General features: G+C 62.7%; 23 protein-coding genes. 15 read left to right on the top strand and 8 right to left on the bottom strand.

Annotated elements, in window-relative coordinates; translation table 11 throughout:
* Positions 1–115 precede the first annotated feature (115 nt).
* The 3 genes from rho to hemE form a co-directional block, all read right to left on the bottom strand.
* Entirely contained in the window at positions 116–1,381 is a 1,266-nt protein-coding gene (gene rho / locus AC0L3N_RS29355; RefSeq protein WP_027153631.1) for a transcription termination factor Rho, read from the bottom strand.
* A 260-nt stretch (positions 1,382–1,641) separates the two neighbouring features.
* Positions 1,642–2,193, bottom strand: a complete 552-nt coding sequence (gene hemJ / locus AC0L3N_RS29350) for a protoporphyrinogen oxidase HemJ (RefSeq protein ID WP_473551011.1) — start codon at positions 2,191–2,193, stop codon at positions 1,642–1,644.
* A complete protein-coding gene (hemE, locus tag AC0L3N_RS29345; protein WP_123148717.1) occupies positions 2,190–3,218 on the bottom strand; it encodes a uroporphyrinogen decarboxylase in 1,029 nt (342 codons plus the stop codon). The genes hemJ and hemE overlap by 4 nt, the downstream gene beginning before the upstream one ends.
* A 403-nt stretch (positions 3,219–3,621) precedes the next feature.
* On the opposite strand from hemE, the gene AC0L3N_RS29340 reads away from it, so the two are divergent.
* The 5 genes from AC0L3N_RS29340 (at position 3,622) to dnaQ (ending at position 7,454) form a co-directional block, all read left to right on the top strand.
* Positions 3,622–4,443: a pyruvate, water dikinase regulatory protein gene (locus AC0L3N_RS29340; protein WP_473551009.1), complete on the top strand. Its 822-nt coding sequence runs from the start codon at positions 3,622–3,624 to the stop codon at positions 4,441–4,443.
* A 151-nt stretch (positions 4,444–4,594) separates the two neighbouring features.
* Positions 4,595–5,194, top strand: a complete 600-nt coding sequence (locus AC0L3N_RS29335; RefSeq protein ID WP_473551007.1) for a Maf-like protein — start codon at positions 4,595–4,597, stop codon at positions 5,192–5,194.
* On the top strand, positions 5,187–6,041 hold the full coding sequence (locus tag AC0L3N_RS29330; RefSeq protein WP_473551006.1) for a shikimate dehydrogenase: 855 nt from the start codon (positions 5,187–5,189) through the stop codon (positions 6,039–6,041). Before AC0L3N_RS29335 ends, AC0L3N_RS29330 begins: the two co-directional genes overlap by 8 nt.
* Before the next feature lie 5 nt (positions 6,042–6,046).
* Positions 6,047–6,649: a dephospho-CoA kinase gene (gene coaE, locus AC0L3N_RS29325; protein WP_473551017.1), complete on the top strand. Its 603-nt coding sequence runs from the start codon at positions 6,047–6,049 to the stop codon at positions 6,647–6,649.
* Positions 6,650–6,734: 85 nt separating this feature from the next.
* Complete coding sequence (gene dnaQ, locus AC0L3N_RS29320; RefSeq protein WP_123148713.1) at positions 6,735–7,454, top strand: DNA polymerase III subunit epsilon; 720 nt, start codon at positions 6,735–6,737, stop codon at positions 7,452–7,454.
* A 271-nt stretch (positions 7,455–7,725) separates the two neighbouring features.
* On the opposite strand, the gene secB is transcribed toward dnaQ, so the two are convergent.
* Positions 7,726–8,226 (bottom strand): protein-export chaperone SecB, encoded by a 501-nt coding sequence (secB, locus tag AC0L3N_RS29315; RefSeq protein WP_123148712.1) that lies wholly within the window; start codon positions 8,224–8,226, stop codon positions 7,726–7,728.
* Between the two features lie 115 nt (positions 8,227–8,341).
* Positions 8,342–8,836, bottom strand: a complete 495-nt coding sequence (locus AC0L3N_RS29310; RefSeq protein WP_473485796.1) for an FxsA family protein — start codon at positions 8,834–8,836, stop codon at positions 8,342–8,344.
* Positions 8,837–9,035: 199 nt separating this feature from the next.
* On the opposite strand from AC0L3N_RS29310, the gene AC0L3N_RS29305 reads away from it, so the two are divergent.
* The 4 genes from AC0L3N_RS29305 to AC0L3N_RS29290 are packed head-to-tail and all read left to right on the top strand — an operon-like array spanning position 9,036 to position 11,822.
* Complete coding sequence (locus tag AC0L3N_RS29305) at positions 9,036–9,737, top strand: Tim44/TimA family putative adaptor protein (protein ID WP_123148711.1); 702 nt, start codon at positions 9,036–9,038, stop codon at positions 9,735–9,737.
* Between the two features lie 24 nt (positions 9,738–9,761).
* Positions 9,762–10,898, top strand: a complete 1,137-nt coding sequence (mltA, locus tag AC0L3N_RS29300; protein WP_473551004.1) for a murein transglycosylase A — start codon at positions 9,762–9,764, stop codon at positions 10,896–10,898.
* The gene (locus AC0L3N_RS29295; protein WP_123148709.1) at positions 10,895–11,428 is read left to right on the top strand and encodes a Smr/MutS family protein; all 534 of its coding nucleotides are present in this window, start codon (positions 10,895–10,897) and stop codon (positions 11,426–11,428) included. Before mltA ends, AC0L3N_RS29295 begins: the two co-directional genes overlap by 4 nt.
* 25 nt (positions 11,429–11,453) lie before the next feature.
* Entirely contained in the window at positions 11,454–11,822 is a 369-nt protein-coding gene (locus AC0L3N_RS29290) for a helix-turn-helix domain-containing protein (RefSeq protein ID WP_123148708.1), read from the top strand.
* A gap of 7 nt (positions 11,823–11,829) precedes the next feature.
* Here the strand turns inward: AC0L3N_RS29290 and AC0L3N_RS29285 are convergent, their stop codons facing one another.
* From AC0L3N_RS29285 to AC0L3N_RS29275, 3 genes are all read right to left on the bottom strand, one after another.
* The gene (locus tag AC0L3N_RS29285; protein WP_473551003.1) at positions 11,830–12,447 is read right to left on the bottom strand and encodes a transglutaminase-like cysteine peptidase; all 618 of its coding nucleotides are present in this window, start codon (positions 12,445–12,447) and stop codon (positions 11,830–11,832) included.
* 170 nt (positions 12,448–12,617) lie between these two features.
* Positions 12,618–13,895 (bottom strand): polyhydroxyalkanoate depolymerase, encoded by a 1,278-nt coding sequence (locus tag AC0L3N_RS29280; RefSeq protein WP_123148706.1) that lies wholly within the window; start codon positions 13,893–13,895, stop codon positions 12,618–12,620.
* 232 nt (positions 13,896–14,127) lie between these two features.
* The gene (locus AC0L3N_RS29275) at positions 14,128–14,481 is read right to left on the bottom strand and encodes a septal ring lytic transglycosylase RlpA family protein (RefSeq protein ID WP_123148705.1); all 354 of its coding nucleotides are present in this window, start codon (positions 14,479–14,481) and stop codon (positions 14,128–14,130) included.
* Positions 14,482–14,786: 305 nt separating this feature from the next.
* Here AC0L3N_RS29275 and AC0L3N_RS29270 point away from each other — a divergent pair, with 305 nt between their 5' ends.
* The 6 genes from AC0L3N_RS29270 (at position 14,787) to AC0L3N_RS29245 (ending at position 20,644) form a co-directional block, all read left to right on the top strand.
* Positions 14,787–14,972, top strand: coding sequence for a hypothetical protein (locus AC0L3N_RS29270; protein WP_123148704.1), 186 nt, complete (start codon positions 14,787–14,789; stop codon positions 14,970–14,972).
* 495 nt (positions 14,973–15,467) lie between these two features.
* On the top strand, positions 15,468–15,920 hold the full coding sequence (locus AC0L3N_RS29265) for an RrF2 family transcriptional regulator (protein ID WP_123148703.1): 453 nt from the start codon (positions 15,468–15,470) through the stop codon (positions 15,918–15,920).
* A 37-nt stretch (positions 15,921–15,957) separates the two neighbouring features.
* Positions 15,958–17,307 carry an FAD/NAD(P)-binding protein gene (locus tag AC0L3N_RS29260; RefSeq protein WP_473551001.1) on the top strand — a complete coding sequence of 450 codons (1,350 nt, stop codon included), beginning with the start codon at positions 15,958–15,960 and terminating at the stop codon, positions 17,305–17,307.
* Positions 17,308–17,672: 365 nt separating this feature from the next.
* Entirely contained in the window at positions 17,673–19,145 is a 1,473-nt protein-coding gene (locus AC0L3N_RS29255) for a pyridoxal-phosphate dependent enzyme (RefSeq protein ID WP_473551000.1), read from the top strand.
* A complete protein-coding gene (locus tag AC0L3N_RS29250; RefSeq protein WP_123148700.1) occupies positions 19,142–20,323 on the top strand; it encodes a cystathionine gamma-synthase in 1,182 nt (393 codons plus the stop codon). The genes AC0L3N_RS29255 and AC0L3N_RS29250 overlap by 4 nt, the downstream gene beginning before the upstream one ends.
* A gap of 132 nt (positions 20,324–20,455) precedes the next feature.
* Entirely contained in the window at positions 20,456–20,644 is a 189-nt protein-coding gene (locus tag AC0L3N_RS29245; RefSeq protein ID WP_095495722.1) for a DUF1059 domain-containing protein, read from the top strand.
* Positions 20,645–21,000: the final 356 nt, after the last annotated feature.

Below are 21,000 nucleotides of genomic sequence, written 5' to 3'. Positions count from 1 at the left end.
ATGCCCTGGCTCGATAGGATGGCAAACTGTTCGCGATGTCCTCGCACACCTGTTCGCGATGTCCCCAGTCCAAACAAGGGGGAGAAGGCAGGAAGGGGCAGCGCTGTCCAACCCCTTACGTATTCATCGAATCGAAGAAATCCGCGTTGGTCTTGGTCTGCTTGAGCTTGTCGATCAGGAACTCGATGGCGTCGGTGGTGCCCATCGGCGCCAGGATGCGGCGCAGCACGAAGATCTTCTGCAGATCCTGGCGGGCGACCAGCAGGTCTTCCTTGCGGGTGCCGGACTTGAGGATGTCCATGGCCGGATAAATGCGCTTGTCCGCGACCTTGCGGTCGAGCACGATTTCCGAGTTGCCGGTACCCTTGAACTCTTCGAAGATGACCTCGTCCATACGGCTGCCGGTGTCGATTAGCGCGGTGGCGATGATGGTCAGCGAGCCGCCTTCCTCGATGTTGCGGGCGGCACCGAAGAAGCGCTTCGGCCGCTGCAGCGCATTGGCGTCGACACCGCCGGTCAGCACCTTGCCGGATGACGGCACCACGGTGTTGTAGGCACGGCCGAGTCGGGTGATCGAATCCAGCAGGATGACGACGTCGCGCCCGTGCTCGACAAGGCGCTTGGCCTTCTCGATCACCATTTCGGCGACCTGAACGTGGCGCACCGCCGGCTCGTCGAAGGTCGAGGAAACGACCTCGCCCTTCACCGAACGCTGCATGTCGGTGACTTCTTCCGGCCGCTCATCGATCAAGAGCACGATCAAATAGCATTCGGGATGATTGGTGGTGATCGAGTGGGCGATGTTCTGTAAGAGCACCGTCTTGCCGGTGCGCGGCTGCGCCACGATCAGGGCGCGCTGGCCTTTACCGAGCGGCGCCACCAGGTCGATGACGCGGGCCGAAATGTCCTTCGAGGTCGGAACATCCATTTCCATCTTCAGCCGCGACGTCGGATAAAGCGGCGTCAGATTGTCGAAATGGATCTTGTGGCGGATCTTTTCCGGGTCGTCGAAATTGATCGTGTTGACCTTGAGCAGCGCGAAATAGCGCTCGCCCTCTTTCGGGCTGCGGATCGGGCCTTCGACCGTGTCGCCGGTCTTCAGCGAGAACCGGCGGATCTGCGACGGCGAAATATAGATATCGTCCGGACCCGGCAGATAATTGGCATTGGCCGAGCGCAAGAAGCCAAATCCGTCCTGCAGCACTTCGACGACGCCGTCACCGATGATCTCGATATCCTGGGTCGCCAGCCGCTTCAGGATCGCGAACATCAGCTCCTGCTTGCGCATCACACTGGCGTTCTCGACCTCGAGCGATTCGGCATAAGCGATCAGCTCTGGCGGTTTCTTGTTCTTGAACTCGGTGAGTTTCATTTCTTGCATCATTAGACGGACTCTGAGTGAGTAAGCATGGGGAAATATCGGCGGGATGCGACAAATGCCGGGCGCGGCCGAAGCGATGAATGGGCGGCGCATGACGGGAAGGAAGACCCGTCTTTTATCGTTGGTCGACTGAAAGAGCAAGCCGCCTTTTGTCAGCGCCGCGCGTCTCTCTTGACGCGCAAAGGGACGCTGTAAAACTTCTTGAGTTCCGCATCGTACTTTCCGAAAATCGGCTCCGATTTCTGGCCGATGCGGCGACGTCAAAACGGCTTCACGATGACCAGCACGACGATGACGATCATCAGCAATGTGGGGATCTCGTTGACGATCCGCCAGTGCTTCGCGGGCTTTTCGTTGCGGTCCTCGGCGAATTTACGAACCGCACCGGCCAGATAGCCGTGAGCGGCCGACAGGCCAAGCACAGCGGCGATCTTGGCATGCAGCCAGCCGCCCTGAAAACCGAAACCCTTCCAGGCAAGCCAGAGGCCGAACGCCCAGGTGATGATCATGGCCGGATTGATGATGCCGCGCAGCAGCCGGCGCTCCATCACCTTGAAGGTTTCCGACTGGACGGAGCCTTTCTCCGCATCGGCATGATAGACCAGCAGCCGCGGCAGATAGAGCATGCCCGCCATCCAGGAGATGACGGCGATGACATGGATCGCCTTCGCCCAGGGATAGAAATCATCCGGCTCGGACAGGAACAGAAGCGCAGCCAGGGCGAGGAAGATGACGATGGCGATCGCTGCTCGACGCATCGCTCCCGCCCCGCTGCTGTCCGCACCACTGTTGGCGTTATTCGTGTCGGTCATCGACGTGCCCGCACCATCTTCACCATCGCCTCGACATGCGCGATCGGCGTCTCCGGCGTGATGCCATGGCCGAGATTGAAGATCAGCGGCCCATCGCCCAATGCTTTCAGGATTGCGTCGACGCCGTCGCCTAGCGCCTTGCCGCCGGCCACCAGCCGCAACGGATCGAGATTGCCCTGTACAGCGCCACCGCGCTGCAGTTCCTTCGCTTCCGTCAGCGGCACGGTCCAGTCGAGCCCCAGCCCCGTCACGCCGGTTTTTTGGCGATAGCTGCGATAGTGGGCGCCGGCGCCCTTGGGAAAGCCGATGATCGGAACGTTGGGATGGACGGCCCGAACCTGCCTGACGATCTCCGCCACCGGCCCGACGCAAAAGGCCTCGAACGAAACTTCATCGAGCACGCCGGACCACGAGTCAAATATCTGCACCACATCGGCGCCGGCTTCGATCTGGCGGATCAGATAGGCGGCCGAATGATCGGCAAGGACGTTCAGCAGCTGCAGGAAAGCCGCCGGCTCGCGATAGGCAAACAGCCGCGCCGGCGCCTGGTCTGAGGTGCCGTGGCCGGCGATCATATAAGTCGCCACCGTCCACGGCGCGCCGCAGAAGCCGATCAGCGTCGTTTCATCAGGCAGTTTTGCCCGCAAACGTCTGACCGTCTCATAGACCGGTTCGAGATTCACGTGAAACGTTTCGCCGTCGAGAGCCGCAATCTCCGTTGCCGAGATCGGCGTCAACAGCGGCCCGCGTCCCTCCTCGAAGCGCACGTCACGGCCCAGCGCATGCGGTACGACAAGGATATCGGAAAACAGGATCGATGCGTCGAAGCCGAAGCGTTCGATCGGCTGCAGCGTCACTTCCACGGCAAGATCGGGATCGTAGCAAAGGTCGAGGAACGATCCGGCCCGCCTGCGTGTCTCCCGATATTCCGGCAGATAGCGGCCAGCCTGGCGCATCATCCAGATCGGCGGCGGAAACGCAGCCTTGCCCTTCAACACGTCCAGCATGATCCGGTTTTCAGGCATTCAGCACTCGCCTCTCCAGGCTTCTCTATAATTAAATATTCTATTTCTAGGAATCTTATGATTCTAAGAGTCTGTTGGTATCGGTGGTTGTCTGCTGTCCCGCTTTGCCCCGGAAAAGGCCAGCCAGCATATTGTCGCGTGCTTCTTCTGCCGGATAGGAGGACTTTGGGGACAGTTGGAGATTTCCAACTGGAGTCAATGCGTTGCCGCCCGCGCAAAGAAAATGGGCCTGTGGATGACGCCGAGTCAAAAAAGCCCGTCCCCGGACTTGTCCCCAGCTGCCCGACGAAGCCGACAGCGCATCGAATTGTGGACAAACTGGCATCTGATACAGTCGCCCCGAACCGGCCGATCTTTCCGACCGACCTTATCCACATCGGCCCACAGCTTGGAACGAACCCCTGTGAACAAACCCCAGAGCTTCTTTCACCTTCACCTGATTTCCGATGCCACCGGTGAAACGCTGCTGGCGGCCGGCCGCGCGGCTTCGGCGCAATATAAGGATGCGCGCGCCATCGAGCACATCTATCCGCTCATCCGCACCGAAAAGCAGGTGACGAAAGTGTTCGAGGACATAGAGGAGGAGCCAGGCATCATCCTCTATACGGTCGTCGACCAGAACCTCGCCCGCGGCATCGACGAGCGCTGCGCCGCCATGGGCCTGCCTTGCGTCTCCGTGCTGGAACCGGTGCTGACAGTGTTCCAGTCCTATCTCGGCACGCCGGCCGGCCGCCGCGTCGGCGCCCAGCATGTGCTGGACGCCGAATACTTTCGCCGCATCGACGCGCTCAACTTTACCATGGAGCATGATGACGGCCAGCTGCCGGCCAATATGGACGACGCCGACATTGTGCTCGTCGGCATTTCGCGCACCTCGAAGACGCCGACCAGCATCTATCTCGCCAATCGCGGCATCAAGACCGCCAATATCCCGATCGTGCTCGGCGTGCCGGTGCCGGAAAGCCTGGTCAACGCCACGAAGCCGCTGATCGTCGGGCTGATCGCCACCGCCGAGCGCATCTCGCAGGTTCGCCAGAACCGCATCCTCGGCAACACCAGCGCCTATGAGCCGACCGACTATGTCGACCGCGCCGCGATCAGCGAAGAGCTTGCCTATGCCCGCAAGATCTGCACCCGGCATGGCTGGCCGATGATCGATGTCAGCCGCCGCTCGATCGAGGAGACGGCGGCGGCTATCGTTGCCCTGCGCGGCAAGACAAGATAATGAGGCCAAGGAGTTGGGCGAGGTGTTGCCCAACCATTCAGCGCTGCGAATATCCATGCCGTTACTGTGCCCGAGAAGCGCAGCGATCTAGCGGCTGTCTGCGCGTCCGTCTCCGGATCGGAATATCAAACCAACCTTAGGCGCGAACATCATGGCTGAAAAAATCATCCTTGCCTCGGGCAGCCCGTTCCGCAAGGCGCTGCTTGTCAATGCCGGCGTGGCGGTCGAGGCGGTTCCGGCGGAAGTCGACGAGCGCGCGCTCGAAGCGCCCTTGCAGGGCAGCGGTATCTCGCCCGAGGACGTCGCACTGGTGCTTGCCGAGGCCAAGGCCACCGAGGTCAGTGAGCGAAAGCTTGGCGCCCTTGTGTTCGGCTGCGACCAGACGCTGTCGCTCGGCGACGAAGTGTTCCACAAGCCAGCCGACATGGAAGCCGCGCGCCGCCATCTCTTGGCGCTATCGGGAAAGACCCATCAACTCAACAGCGCCGTCGTGCTGGCCCGCGACGGCGCGGTCCTGTGGCGGCATGTCGGCATCGCCAGCCTGACCATGCGAAAGCTCGAGCCCGCCTTCATCGGCCGCCATCTTGCGCGGGTCGGCGCCAAGGCGCTGTCCAGCGTCGGCGCCTACCAGATCGAAGGCGAGGGCATCCAGCTGTTCGAAAGAATAGAGGGCGACTATTTCACCATTGTCGGCCTGCCGCTGCTGCCCGTCCTGGCCAAGCTGCGTGACCTCGGAGCCATCGATGGCTGAGGTCGCGAAAAAGGCCTTCGTCACCGGCCACCCGGTCGCGCATTCCCGGTCGCCGAAGGTCCATGGCTATTGGCTGGCGAAGTACGGTATCGACGGCAGCTATCAGGCGATCGACGTCGCGCCGGAGGCTTTTGCCGAATTTGTCAAAACGCTCGCGGCGAATGGCTACCGTGGCGGCAACGTCACCATCCCGCACAAGGAGGCCGCCTTCGCGCTGGCGGCGCGCCGCGACGATGCGGCCGAACAGATCGGCGCGGTCAATACGCTCTGGTTCGGGGGCGGAAAACTGTGGGGCGGCAACACCGACGCCCATGGCTTTGCCGCCAATCTCGACCAGCATGCGCCGGGCTGGGCAGACTATGGCCCGGCCGTGGTGCTCGGTGCCGGCGGCGCCTCGCGCGCGGTCATCCATGCGCTGAAGCAGCGCGGGGTTGACGATATCCGCATCGTCAACCGGACGCTCGCCCGAGCCGAGGAGCTGCGCCACCGCTTCGGCGGCGGGGTCTCGGCCCACAGCACGGCCGCGACCGGCGAGCTGCTTGCCGATGCCGGCCTGCTGGTCAACACGTCAGCGCTCGGCATGCACGGCAATGAAGGCCTGTCCGCCGATCCGGCCAGGCTGCCGGACCATGCCATCGTCACCGACATTGTCTATGTGCCGTTGGAAACGCCATTACTGGCCGCAGCCAGAGCACGGGGCCTGAAGACCGTCGACGGGCTCGGCATGCTTTTGCACCAGGCGGTGCCCGGCTTCGAGCGCTGGTTCGGCATCAGGCCGCAGGTCACTGCCGAATTGCGGCAGATGATTGTCGCCGATCTTGGCGCCCAAGCAATGACCAGGGAATGAAAAGCATGATCGTGCTCGGCCTCACCGGATCGATCGGCATGGGCAAGTCGACGACCGCAAAGATGTTTGCCGAAGCCGGCGTGCCCGTCCACGATTCGGATGAGGTGGTACATCGCCTCTACGTCGGCAAGGCCGCTCCGCTGGTCGAGGCGGCTTTTCCCGGAACGACAAAATCCGGGTCGGTCGACCGCACCAAGCTGGCCGAGCGGGTGCTCGGCGATGCAGCCGCGCTGAAACGGCTGGAAGCGATCATCCACCCGCTGGTCCGCGCCGACGCCGACGCCTTCCTGGCCAGGAACCGCGCTGCCGGCGTACCGCTTGTCGTACTCGACATCCCGCTGCTGGTTGAAACCGGCGGCCGCGACCGCGTCGACAAGGTCGTGGTCGTCACCGCCTCGCCCGACATCCAGCGTGCCCGGGTGCTGGCGCGGCCGGGCATGAGCGAGGAGAAACTGGCGTCGGTCCTGGCCAGGCAGGTTCCCGACGCCGAAAAACGTAAGGCTGCCGATTTCGTCATCGACACCGGACAGGGTTTTGATGCGGCGCGCGCGGCGGTCAATGCGATTGTCGCCGAACTGGTCGGGGATAAAGCCGGCAAGCCTGCTTAACGCGCTTGCGTCCGGCGTAATATGTTGCCAATTTGTTCCCTTCATGAGTCGGCAAAAATGACGCCGGAACCAACGGACTGATTCGATGCGCGAGATCATCTTCGATACGGAAACCACCGGTCTCGATTTCCGTGATGACCGCGTCATCGAGCTTGGCTGCATCGAGTTGGTCAATCGGTTCCCGACCGGCCGCACCTTCCACCATTACATCGATCCGCAAGGACGACCGATTCATGCGGAGGCGCAGGCCGTTCATGGCATCAGCGCCGCCGACCTCATGGGCAAGCCGACCTTCAGCGACATCGCCGAGGAGTTTCTTGCCTTCATCGACGGCGCCAAGCTGGTCGCCCACAATGCCACTTTCGATATCGCTTTCCTCAATGTCGAGTTCGGTCGGCTTGGCCACCCGGTCGTTGATCCCGGACTTGTCGTCGACACGCTGGCGCTGGCGCGCCGCAAGCATCCGATGGGCCCCAATTCGCTGGACGCGCTGTGCCGGCGCTATGGCATCGACAATGCCCGCCGAACCAAGCACGGCGCGTTGCTCGATTCGGAATTGCTGGCCGAGGTCTATATCGAGCTCATCGGCGGCAAGCAGGCGGCGCTCATCCTCGACAGTGCCACGGCGCCGGCCGGCGGCAGAAGAAATGTCGACGACATCGACATCAGCATCGGCGTGCGGCCGATTGCGCTGCCGTCTCGCCTGACCGAAGCAGAGCGCAGCGCGCACGCGAGCATGGTCGGCACATTAGGCGAAAAGGCGCTCTGGCTGCGCGTCGCCCCCGAAGCGAGTTCCGCGGCATAGTGATTTTGACGGGAGCGCTCCGTCGACCCCCCTCTGTCCTGCCGGACATCTCCCCCTCAAGGGGGGAGATTGGCAGCCCCAGCGTCTCGCTCATTCTTGCGAGGATGAAGATTGGCGACGGCCGATGTGAAGTCCGATCTCCCCCTTTGTGGGGGAGATGGCCGGCAGGCCAGAGGGGGGCGCTGTCCCGCCGACATCTTAAACAAAAAACCCGGTTAAACAAAAAACCCGGCGCGAGGCCGGGTTTTTCAAACGTCACCGAGCAATCGCCTCAGCTCGCCTTGGCCTTGCCGGCGGCCTGGTCCTCGGCCAGCTTCTGCTGGAACATCTGCGCGAAATCGATTGGGTCGAGCATCAGCGGCGGGAAGCCGCCATTGCGGGTGGCCTCGGCGATGATCTGCCTGGCGAACGGGAACAGCAGCCGCGGGCATTCGATGAACAGCAGCGGCAGCATGTGCTCCTGCGGGAAGCCGCTGATGGCGAACACGCCGCCATAGACCAGCTCGACGTTGAACAGCACTTCCTTATCGAAGGACGCCTTGGCGTTCAGCGTCAGATTGACGTCGAACTGCTTGTCCGAAAGCGGGTTGGCGTTGACATTGACGTTGATGGCGATGCCGGGGGCCTTGTCGCGGCCGCGCAGCGAGTTCGGCGCGCCGGGGCTTTCGAAGGAAAGGTCTTTCACATATTGGGCAAGCACGTTGAGCGAAGGCTGCGTCGCGTCGCCGTTGCCACTGGCCGCGCCGGTCGGCGCGTCGTCTTTGCTGGCCATAAGCCTTTGTCCTTTTGCCTCGGCAGCGTTGCTGACCGGATTGAAATCGGGCGTTCGCTACCATGGTCGGCATGACAAGACAAGGTTTGGCGACCTGCTCGTCCTTAAAGGCGACCTACTCATCCTTGAGGCGGCGCCAGGGGGAATTGTGATCCGGGCCGCGCTCGTCGCCGCGCGAATAGTCGCTGTCGTCGAGGTCGATGGTCTTGTCGCGTTGCCGGGCCCCGAATCCGCCGGTGCCGAAACTGGTGGCCAGCACGATGCGGCCTTTCAACAGGCGCCAGGCGAGGTCGCGGACCGGCGGCAGGAACAGCAGAATGCCGAAAATGTCCGTGATGAAGCCGGGAATGATGAGCAGGATCGCGGCCAGAACGATCATGGCGCCGTGCGCGAGCTGGCGGCTTGGATCACGTCCCGCGTCCATTTCGGCGCGGACCCGGGTCATGACGCCGAAACCCTGGTATCGCAACAACAGAGCGCCGGCGATGCTCGAAGCCAGCACCAGGCCGACCGTCGCCAGCGCGCCGACCTGGCGGCCGACAATGACGAAACCGGCGATCTCCAGAAGCGGAAGCGCGAGGATGAACAGGGGAAGCAGCGAAATGCGCAAATCTTGACCGATCGTTTCGATGTTTTGCCGGCCGGCGAGCAATCGCCGCTGGCACTGAACCTTTTAGATAGGTATGGCTGCCTTTAATTTGAATGATTGCAGCTTGCGTTCTATATGCTTTGGATGTTGAACGCTATGCGACCGCAGCCATTGCCTGGCCGGGCGGTCCGGCCGGAGTAGGGATTGATTGGCGGAAGATATGGGATTCTTCGACTTCGGCACGATTTTCTTTCTGGTTGCGGCGGTTGTGATCTTTTTCCAGCTGCGCAATGTGCTCGGCCGCCGCACCGGCAGCGAACGCCCACCCTTCGATCCCTATACGGCGGGCCGCACGCGCGAGGACGCCCAGAAGCCCGAGAATGTGGTCTCGCTGCCGCGCAAGCGAGCGCCGGGAGAGCCGGCAAGCGACGCCTATGCGGCGATCGACGCCTTCGCCAAGCCTGACACCGATCTCAACAAGGGCCTGCGCACGATCAAGGACAATGATCCGGCATTCGACCCGAAGACCTTCGTCGACGGCGCCAAGATGGCCTATGAGATGATCGTCATGGCCTATGCCGATGGCGATCGCAAGACGCTGAAGAACCTGTTGTCGCGCGAGGTCTATGACGGCTTTGTCGCGGCCATCGGCGACCGCGAGGCGAAATCGGAAAAGATCCAGTCCTCCTTCGTCGGCATCGACAAGGCCGACATCGTTTCCGCCGAGATGAAGGGCAGCGAGGCGCATATCACGCTGCGCATCGTCAGCGAACTGATTTCGGCGACGCGCGACAAGGCCGGCGCCGTCATCGACGGTGATCCCGAAACCGTCGCCGAGGTCAAGGATGTCTGGACCTTTGCCCGCGATACGCGCTCGCGCGACCCGAACTGGAAGCTCGTCGCCACCGAAGAAGAAGACTGAGCCCGGACCACGGCGGGGTCTGTCGTGTCGCTTTCTCAGGCGTTCAGCGAAAAATCCTTTGACGATCTGCCCGGTTGGGACGAGGACGACCATCTGGCTGCGTTCGCCGCTTTCCGGCGCTCGGCTTTTCATGTCCTGACGAAACCCTATCGCTCCGGCGGGCTCGGCGTCGACTTCAATGCCTTCACCGAAGTCTACGCTGCAGCCCGCACCGTGTCGCCAACCGACCGGCGCGAAGCCCGCGCCTTCTTCGAGCGGCATTTCATCCCGGCGCACATAGGAGCCGAAAGCGGCGACGCCGGCCTCGTCACCGGCTTCTATGAACCCGTGGTCGACGCCTCGCCGGTGCGAACCGAACGATTTGCGGTGCCGCTGCTGTCGCGTCCGGCCGATCTCGTCGACATCGACGACGCCAACCGGCCGCACGGCATGGATCCCTATCTCGCCTTCGGCCGCGCCACGCCGAACGGACCGGTCGAGTATTTCGACCGCGGCGAGATCGAGCGCGGCGCGCTTGCTGGCAAGGGTTTGGCTGGCAAGGGTTTGGAAATCGCCTGGCTCGCCGACAAGGTCGACGCCTTCTTCATCCACGTACAAGGTTCTGCGCGGCTCACCATGACCGACGGCCGGCTTTGCCGCGTCACCTATGCCGCCAAATCCGGCCAGCGCTTTACCGGACCGGGCAAGATCCTGAGCGAGACAGGCGAAATCCCGCTCGAAGCGGTGACCATGCAGTCGGTCCGCGCCTGGTTCCAGGCGCATCCGGATCGCATCGACGAGATCCTGTGGCGCAACCGCTCCTATATTTTTTTCCGCGAGACTTCGGTCAGCGAGGCGGCTGTCGACGACCCGGAACTCGGGCCGATCGCTGCCGCCAAAGTGCCGCTGACACCGGGCCGCTCCGTCGCTGTCGACCGTCTGCTGCATACATTCGGGACGCCGTTCTACATCGATGGGCCGTCGCTGACCGCTTTCGACAACAAGCCGTTCCGGCGGCTGATGATCGCGCAGGACACCGGCTCTGCCATTACCGGGCCAGCCCGTGGCGACCTGTTCGCCGGAACGGGACATGCGGCCGGCGAGATCGCCGGCGTTATCCGCAACCCTGCCGATTTCTACGCGCTGATACCGCGTCCGCTTGTACCGGGAGCGGGGCGATGACCCGGCGCATCGACAGGCTGAGCGAGGACGACCGGGTCCTGTGGAACCTGGTGGCGCGCACCGCCAAGCCGCTGAAGGGCAAGTCCGCCATCGACAGTCCGGACATCGGCCCGGGCATCGCTGATGACACGAAGCCTCCGCCGCGTGTCCAGGCGATGGCTCCGGCTGCGGCGGCGAAAGCCAAGACGCAGCATGTTTCGCATGCACTCGACGAACCGACGCTGGAAAAGTTGTCGAAGGGCCGGCTGCCGATCGAAGGCCGCGTCGACCTGCATGGCCTGAGCCAGGACGAAGCCTATTCGCTGCTGTTTTCCTTCCTGCACCGGGCGCACGCCGGCGGCATTCGCTACGTGCTGGTCATCACCGGCAAAGGCTCCTCGTCGGGCGGCGACGGCATCCTGCGGCGCGCCGTGCCGGCCTGGCTGTCGACACCCGCATTCAGGCCGCTCGTCTCCAGCCACGACCATGCTGCCCGCAACCATGGCGGCTCGGGCGCGCTCTACGTCCGCCTGCGGCGCGCGCGCACATGAGAATGCACCCCATGAGGATGCACTTGTGACTCCGTTCGGCGAAAAGCTTCGCGCCCTGCGAAGCGAACGCGGCGTCAGTCAGAAGGCCATGGCCGAGGCGATCGGCGTCAGCGCCGCCTATCTGTCGGCGCTGGAGCATGGTCGCCGCGGCGCGCCGACCTGGACGCTGATCCAGAAGATCATCGGCTATTTCAACGTCATATGGGACGATGCCGAGGAACTCGCACGGCTGGCCGAGACCTCGCACCCACGGGTAAAGCTCGACACGTCGGGCCTCAGCCCCGCCGCCACCGAGCTTGCCAATGTTTTGGCCGAAAACATCGAAAAACTCGACGAAGCGGCGCTTCGCCGCATCACCGCATCGATCCGCGCCGCGCTGAAGCAGCCAAAGTGACGGCCTGCTACTGGACCGCGCCGACCAGAACCGGCTGGCCATCACGGATCGAGACCCAGCGGCCGGTATTGTCGATCGCTTGTCGCTTGAGGAAGCGGTAGCCGGTCCGGTCCCATGAGCGGACCTTTCCGTCCAGATTGTCGAGGATGTAGTCGCCCTTGCTTGTGCGCACCGTAAGCACGGCATGGCCTTCGCCGTCCGGCTTGCGCACGACGGTCATCAGAAGATTGGCGTAGGACAGGCCCAAGCGGTTCAATTCGCGGCGCTTTTCCAGGACATAGTCCTCACAGTCGCCAACGCCCTTGACGGGATAGGCCCAGACCTCGTCCCTGCCATAGATGTCGATGTCGCTTATCGGCTTGACGGCGGTGTTGACCTTGGCATTGACGCTGAGGATCTTGCGCCAGAGCGCACCGGTCATGGTGGCGGGGGCGAGATGGCCCGGGTGGATCGAGCATTCGGCCGGACTGGTCTTGCAGAAATCATAGTGGCCGATCGGCTGCGATGTCGGCCCGCCGGTTGCCATTGGTCCGGCCGCCGATGCCGTCGTCGACCAGCCTGCCGCAAGTGCCAGCCCAAACAGTGCGCACACGCGTAGCGTTCTCGCCAGTGGTGAGGAAATCATTGTCCCCCTCGTCCCTTGTTGTTAACGAAAGGTTAAGGGCGATTGACAGTCCCTGTCAATTATACCAACGGCCAGTTTTGCGACATGGTTACCCGCGCGGCCGAAACAGCGGCTATTGTGCAACAGATCGACTGAGCGGACACGAGACCGCCGTTCCACCGGCCGCTCCCTTACTTGCTGGCGATGCGGACCAGCTTCGGCTTCACCGCAACGCGGGTCTGGCGGCCATAACTGGTGATGAAGTCGACGATGCGCGGCACGATTTCGGAGCGGAAGCGCGAGCCGTTGAAGACGCCGTAATGGCCGACCGCCGGCTGCATATAGTGAGCGTGCCTGTCCGCCGGGATGTTGACGCAGAGGTCGTGCGCGGCCTGGGTCTGGCCGAGGCCGGAAATGTCGTCGTTCTCGCCCTCGACCGTGAACAGGGCGACATTACGGATATCGGAGGGATCGATGGCCACGCCGCGATGCGTCATTTCGCCCTTGGGCAAGGCGTGGCGGACAAACACGGTGTCGACCGTCTGCAGGTAGAACTCCGCCGTCAGATCCATCACCGCCATATATTCGTCGTAGAAGTCGCGGTGCTTCTCGGCATTGTCGCCATCATTCTTCACCAGATGCATGAAGAAGTCCTTGTGGGCGATGATGTGGCGGTCGAGATTCATGCTCATGAAGCCCGAAAGCTGCAGGAAGCCGGGATAGACCTCGCGGCCGAAGGCCGGTACCGGCCACGGCGCCTGCATGATGACGTTGTCGCGGAACCAGTCGACGCCCTTCTCCTCGGCCAGAAGGTTGACCGCGGTCGGATTGCGGCGGGTGTCGATCGGCCCGCCCATCAGCGTCATTGTCGAGGGAACGAACGGGTCGCCGCGCGTTTCCATCAGTGCCACCGCCGCCAGCACCGGCACCGAAGGCTGGCACACCGCCATGACGTGGGTGTCGGGCCCCAGCGCATGCAGCATGTCGACAATGTAGTCGATATAGTCATCGAGGTCGAAGCTGCCCTCGCTGAGCGGTACCATGCGGGCGTCGACCCAGTCGGTGATGTGGACGTCGGCATGGGGCAGCATCGCCTCGACCGTGCCGCGCAGGAGCGTTGCATAGTGGCCCGACATCGGCGCCACGATCAGCAGCTTCGGATCAGGCCGGCGGCCGGCGGAAACCGCCCGCTCGAATCGGAGGAGATTGCAGAACGGCCGCGACCACACGGTCTTTTCGGTGACATCGACGCTTTTCCAGTCGACCACGGTCTTGGTCAGGCCGAATCGCGGCTTGCTGTAGCGGCGCGTCGTGCGCTCGAACAATTCGGCGGTTGCCGCGACCGAGCGGCCCCACGACGTGTGCGTGAATGGATTGAGCGGATTGGTGTAGAACATCCGCACCGCATCGGCATAGAGGCGGGCCGGCTGCACGGCGGCGTGGTTAAATTCGTAGAACTGGTAGAACATCGAGAACCCCGCTGCTGCGACCGAAGGGACGACAGCAGCGTCGAGCCTTGAATCTCTCGCGCGGAGGTTAACAACAAACTGCTGCGATGCAATACGTCAAGTGAAGTGATTTATGCTCATACTTTCGTTTAAGCTGTTGAAAACCGGCTTTGAACGGCGGGAGCCGGCTTATTGTGCGAATGCGAAGGCCGGCAACGGGCAATCGCTACAGCATAATCTCAGACGCGTGGCATCAAACGCGGTCGGTGCACACAGCGGTATGGCCCGAACTGATGAAGCCGAGCCGTCTGGCGGCGCCCTTCGACAGGTCGATCACGCGACCTCTAATGAACGGGCCGCGGTCGTTGATGCGCACGACGACGCTGCGGCCATTGTTGCGGTTGGTGACCTTCAGCTTTGTGCCGAAAGGCAAGGTGCGGTGTGCGGCGGTCAGCGCCGACGGGTTCATCCGCTCGCCGGAAGCGGTCTTCGAGTGCAGCGCGTACCAGGAGGCGCGGCCGCATTGAGCGGCGGCAGGGGATGCGGCGACCATCAGGCCAGCCGCGATCGTCACCGCGACAAGCGCGGTCTGGTTTGGTTTCTTCATCTGCGGCAAATGGCTCCGTTTGACAGACCCGGCCGTTACGGATCGAATGTGGCACGAAATGCGGCAATCGTCTGGCGGTTCCATGACTACTGTACACGTTTGGAGTCGGCGGGAAACAGTCTGTCAGGGAATGTTTAGATTGTGCCGATGTATGTCTGGTGGTCTTCGCACCCGCACCCGGGTGTTGCCGGCAAGAACCGGCCTTATCATGCAAGTAGATGTGAGAGCGATCGGGTCGCTTCCTTTCGCTTTGCCGTGGCGGTCATGGCTGAATTGAGGATCGACTTGGGAAGGAAATTCCGACGATGAGATTGATCAAAAATCTGCTGGCGTTGATCGTGCTCGCCATCGGCGCGCTCTGGTCGCTGCAGGGCGTCGGCCTGGTCGGAGGCAGCTTCATGACCGGCCAGTCGCAATGGCTCTATATCGGCATCGTCACCGTGCTGGTCGGGCTGGGCGGATTGGTGTGGGCGAACCGTTCGCGCCCCTGACATTGATACTGGCCTGACATTCACATTGAAATGGATCATTGATCAGGCCGGGTACCCTTCACCGCGTTTCGGGCAACCGGCTGCAAACAAGCATTTCTCGTTTTGCATCCTCCTCAGGCAAATCCATGCTGCGGATGGCCGAGGATTTGAAAACTGATCCCTGTATTCGCGGTTAAGTATAGTAGTCTTATCGACATTACAGAAATTGGAGAGGATGATGAGCGACGGCAGCCTCCATATCGATCGCCGGCGGGGCATCCGCCTTCAATGCCGAGCGCGCTGGCTGCCCAGCTGCCTCTATGCCCTCAAGGGCGCAAAACGTCCGCCAAAATGGTCGCAGCGGCTTGAAAACGAAGCAAAATCAACGGTGCTCGGCTTGTATATCATGTCACTAGAATTTATGTGTCATGTAAGCTTGGACGCGGTGGGGACGCACGCCAGGCGTTTCACAACCGGTGGCCCTGCGCCATCGCACAACAGAGAAACGTTCGGTCTATGCTCACGAAAAAGGGCAAATACGGCCTCAAGGCGCTCGTCCATCTCGCGCGGCTGCCGGTTGGACAGCTCGCCTTCGTTGGCGATATCGCCACCGGAAACAACATTCCGAAGAAATTTCTCGATGCCATCCTGGTCGAGCTGCGCAACGCCGGCTTCGTCCAGAGCCGCAAGGGCAAGGAGGGCGGCTATCGCTTGGCGCGGCCGGCGGATGAAATCAAGATCGGCCATGTGGTGCGCGTGCTCGACGGGCCACTGGCCCCCATCCCCTGCGCCAGCCGCACCCGATATCAGCGCTGTGAAGACTGCAACGAGGCGACATGCCAAGTCCGACATCTGATGCTGGAGGTCCGGCAAGCGATCGCCGAGGTGCTGGATCAACGCAGCCTCGCCGAGATGCGCGATATCGCCGGCGAAGAAGACCTTTCGGTTGCGTTGGAGTTTCAGGCCTGAGCCGGAACCGACGGCTCCCGAGGCAATTGGTGCGCGCATGACCGGTCGCGCAAATTCGATCGTCCCGAATTCGATCATTATTGTCGGCGGCGGCGCCAGCGGCGTCGTCCTTGCCGCGCATCTCCTGAAGTTGCCCAATCCCGATCTCCGCGTCACGCTGATCGAAAAGCGTCCGCATTTCGGACAGGGCATCGCCTATTCCACGCTGCTGTCGGCGCATGTGCTGAATGTCAGCGCGGCCGGCATGAGCGCCTATGCCGACGACCCCGGCAATTTCTGGCGCTGGCTGCTTGAACGCGGCCTGGCAACTCCAGAGCAGGCGCCGGCCTATGCGCCGCGCAGCGTCTATGCCCGCTATCTGAAGGAGCTGCTGGACGAGCTCGAGGCTCGCGAGACCGGGCGTCTTCGGCTGATCCGCGAGGAGAGCCTGTCGATCTCGCCGACTGCGTCCGGGGTCGAGGTGACGCTGGCCAACGGCACCAGCGTCGTCGCCCATCTTGCCGTGCTGGCGACCGGGCATGACGAGGAGCCGGGCGCCGGCCAGGGCCACGCGATCAGGATGGGATCAGAGGCCGACACCGCGCTGGACCCCGAATCCCGAGTCCTGGTGCTGGGCACCGGCTTGAGCATGGTCGATGCCTTCCTGTCGCTCGAACAGCGCGGCCATCGCGGTGAGATCGTGGCGGTGTCGCGGCGCGGTCTGCTGCCTTCGCCGCATCGCAAGGGCAATCCGATCAAGCTCGACGTCGCCGACATTCCGCTCGGCACCCAGCTTTCCTACTTTGTCGGCTGGTTCCGCGATCTGATCCGGGAAAACCAGAAGGCCGGCATCGACTGGCGCGATGTCGTCGACGGTCTCAGGCCGTTCAACCAGAAGATCTGGCAGAACTGGCCGTCTTCGGCCAAGCGCCGCTTCGTCGAGCACACCAAGGCGTGGTGGGATATCCACCGCCATCGCATGGCGCCGGAAGTCTATGGCCGCGTCACCGAGGCGGTTCAATCGGGCCGCATCCGGCTTGTCGCCGGGCGAGTCGTCGGCATCACCGCGGGTGACGATTTCAGCGTGCAGGTCCAGTCGCGCCACACGCAAAACATCGAGACGTTCGAAGTCGCCCGCATCTACGACTGCACCGGCATCGCCAGGGACATCTCGACTACGTCGAACAGCGTGGTGCGGTCGCTGGTCGACCGCGGGCTGGCGCGGCCGGACCCGCTACGCCTTGGCCTCGACGTATCAGACAATTGCGAGGTCATCGCCAGCGACGGTACCGTCTCAGCCAAGATCCTGGCGGTCGGGCCACTGACGCGCGGCACCTTCTTCGAGATCGACGCCATTCCGGATATTCGCGTTCAGTGCGCGCGGCTGAGCCGGCGGCTGCTGGGGTGAGGCAGAACCTGTTGATGCCGGAGGGACAGCACCCCCTCTGGCCTGCCGGCCATCTCCCCCGCAAGGGGGGAGATCGGCAGTTCCGATGCCACGCGCACTCTTGCGACGGTGATGATTGGCGAAAGCAGCCGAGCGCTCAATCTCCCCCCTTGCGGGGGAGATGGCCGGCAGGCCAGAGGGGGGGGTGGGAAGGATCGCTGCAGAAGGCATTTGGGTTGGGACCACCGGCAGCGAAAGCCGGAATCCCATTCCCCGTCTGGCCAATGGATTGGCACGATCTATCTTCTTTCAGACTGCAAACGGCTGGAAAAGAAGATAGGCTGACAGCCTGCCCAAGGCGGTCGCTTGACCATGGAGCATCTGATATGAGCAAGCATAAGATCGCCGCACCCGACAGTTCCCCCTCGGGCAGTGCCCATTCGGACGGGGCCCCATCCTCAGACAGGGCAATGTCCCGCCTGCGTCCGCCCTATGCATCAGTTCTCGACCTGATCGGGCAGACGCCGGTCGTCGAGCTGACCAAATTCGACATCGGCAAGTGCCGGCTGTTCATCAAGCTCGAAAGCCAGAACCCCGGCGGCTCGATCAAGGACCGCATCGCGCTGTCGATGATTGCCGCCGCCGAAAAGCAGGGCAAGCTGAAGCGCGGCGGCACGATCGTCGAGGCGACCGCCGGCAACACCGGTCTTGGCCTCGCTCAGGTCGGCATCCCCAAGGGCTACCGCATCATTCTGGTCGTGCCCGACAAGATGTCGCGCGAAAAGATCCAGCATCTGCGCGCGCTCGGCGCAGAAGTGCGCATGACCCGTTCCGACGTCGGCAAGGGCCACGCCGAATACTACCAGGACATGGCCGAGAAGATCGCCGCCGAGCTGCCCGGCGCCTTCTATGCCAACCAGTTCGCCAATCCGGCCAACCCGCTGGCCCATGAAACCACGACCGGTCCGGAAATCTTTCAACAGCTCGATGGCGACGTCGATGCCGTGGTCGTCGGCGTCGGCTCCGGCGGCACGCTGACCGGGCTTGGCCGCTATTTCGCTGATGTCTCGCCGAAGACCGAGATGATTCTCGCCGATCCGGTCGGCTCGGTGCTGGCGCCCCTGATCAAGACCGGCAAGATGATAGAGGCCGGAAGTTGGACCGTGGAAGGCATCGGCGAGGATTTCGTCCCGCCCAATGCCGATCTGTCGCTGGTCAAGAAGGCCTACTCCATCACCGACAAGCAGAGCATGCTGGCCGTGCGCGACCTGCTTTCGCGGGAAGGCATCCTCGCCGGCTCGTCGTCCGGCACGCTGCTTTCGACCGCGCTTCGCTATTGCCGCGAGCAGACCGTATCGAAACGGGTCGTTACCTTCGTCTGCGACAGCGGCAATAAGTACCTGTCGAAAGTGTTCGACGATTTTTGGCTGGCCGAACAGGGCCTCGCCGAGCAGGAGCAGCATGGCGACCTGCGCGATCTGGTGATGCGCACACTGCGCACCGGCGACATCGTGTCTGTCGGCCCGGACGAAAGCCTGCTCAACGCCTATGGCCGCATGCGCCGTTCGGATGTCTCGCAACTGCCGGTGCTGGACGACGGCAAGCTGGTCGGCATCGTCGACGAAAGCGATATCCTCGCCCACGTCGAAGGCCCCTATGACAGCCGCTGGGACCGGTTTAAGGCCCCGGTCCGCACGGCGATGACCTCCAATTTGCACACGCTGCAGGCCAGCCAGACGCTGGACGCGCTGCTGCCGGTGTTCGACCGCAACGAAGTCGCCATCGTCTTCGATGGCGACGAATTCATCGGCCTGATAACCCGCATCGACCTGATCAACCATCTGAGGCGCGCCCGATGACCGTAAGAGAAACCCTATCGGGCAGGAACCGTCTGGCCTTCTCGACGCGCACGATCCATGGCGGCCAGAGCCACGACCCGACGACGGGCGCGGTGATGGTGCCGATCTATGCGACCTCGACCTATGGCCAGCAGAGCCCGGGCGTGCACAAGGGATTTGAATACGCCCGCAGCCAGAACCCGACCCGCTTCGCCTTCGAGCGCGCGGTGGCCGATCTCGAAAGCGGCGCAGCCGCCTTCGCCTTCGCTTCGGGGCTGGCGGCGATCGCCACCATTTTCGAACTGCTCGATTCCGGCGCCCATGTCGTCGCCACCGACGACATCTATGGCGGCACCTTCCGGCTGCTCGAGCGGGTGCGCAAGCGCTCGGCCAACCTCCAGGTCGACTTCGTCGACTTCACCGATCTCGCCGCGGTCGAGGCGGCGATCCGCCCGGAAACCAAAATGCTCTGGGTCGAGACGCCGACCAACCCGCTGCTGCGTGTCGTCGATCTCGAAGCGATCGCAGCACTGGCCAGGCGCAAAGGCGTGCTCTCGGTTGCCGACAACACCTTCTGCAGCCCCTATCTGCAGCGGCCGCTGGAACTCGGCATCGACATATCAGTCCACTCGACGACGAAATACCTCAACGGCCATTCCGACATGGTCGGCGGCGTCGCCGTGGTCGGCGACAACAAGGATCTCGTCGACCGCCTGAAATTCCTGCAGAACGCCATCGGCGCTATTTCCGGCCCATTCGACAGTTTCCTGGCGCTGCGCGGCCTCAAGACGCTGGCGCTCAGGATGGAGCGCCATTCGTCGAACGGCCAGAAGATCGCGCACTGGCTGGAAAGCCGTCCCGACATCCGCCGCGTTATCTATCCCGGTCTCCCCAGCCACCCGCAGCACGCCATTGCGAGGCGGCAGATGCATGCCTTCGGCGGCATGATCACGGTCGAGCTCGACCGCGACCTCGCCGGCACCAAACGCTTCCTTGAACACACGCAACTGTTCACGCTGGCCGAAAGCCTCGGCGGCGTCGAAAGCCTGATCGAGCACCCGGCGCTGATGACACATGGCTCGATCCCGGCCGGAAAGCGGGCGGAGATCGGGATTTCGGATTCGCTGGTGCGGTTGTCGGCTGGCATCGAGGATGGCGATGATCTGATTGCGGATCTGGATCAGGCGCTGGCGAGTTGAAGGGGGACCTGTGCCTTAGCCGTTGGATAGTGAGGTCAGTTTGAAATTTCCTGGCTGAATGGCGCATCCAACTGTGAATTGACAAAGCGACGTACCCTCGCTTTGTTATTGGGGCAACCTGGGAGGGAAGCCATGGCTTACTCGTATCGTTGCAGGGACTATCCAGGAAACGAGGCCTGTCCAGCGACGTTCACGGCAGAGACCGAGGCGGAAGTGATGAAGCACGTCGAGCTTCACGGCGCGATCGCTCATGGGGAAGACCCGAAGCAATGGTCGCCGGAAGACCGTAAACAGGTCAAGAAGCTAATTGTAGCTACCTAAATCCGCTGCTTGCACGGGCCGCGCAGCGCCCCCACCATTATCTCCAATGTTCGGCAAGCATTTAGGAGTTCAGCCCGATAGGCGACAACGACTAGTGGTGAAAACCTGACGGTTAGTACCGGGGCCGTTAGCCCGCTCAGGGTGGGAAGGAGACCTAACTCACCAGCTCTCCGACGGCGCGTGTGCGCCAGGAGCGGTCCTTCAAGCCGCTGTTATGGAACGACCTGTGTGGGCCGACAGCAGACTGGCAGCTTCAGGCTGCGGATCTTCAAGGGCGGACATTCAGGTCGGCGTGGGCATCGTCGTGAGCTGGACCCGAGGCAGACCTTTGTGTCGATCACTCGGAACGGCCGCTA

The organism is Mesorhizobium sp. WSM4807, assembly GCF_055811615.1.
Note: the sequence above shows the minus strand (reverse complement) of the source record. Positions and strands in the feature narration are given on the sequence as shown.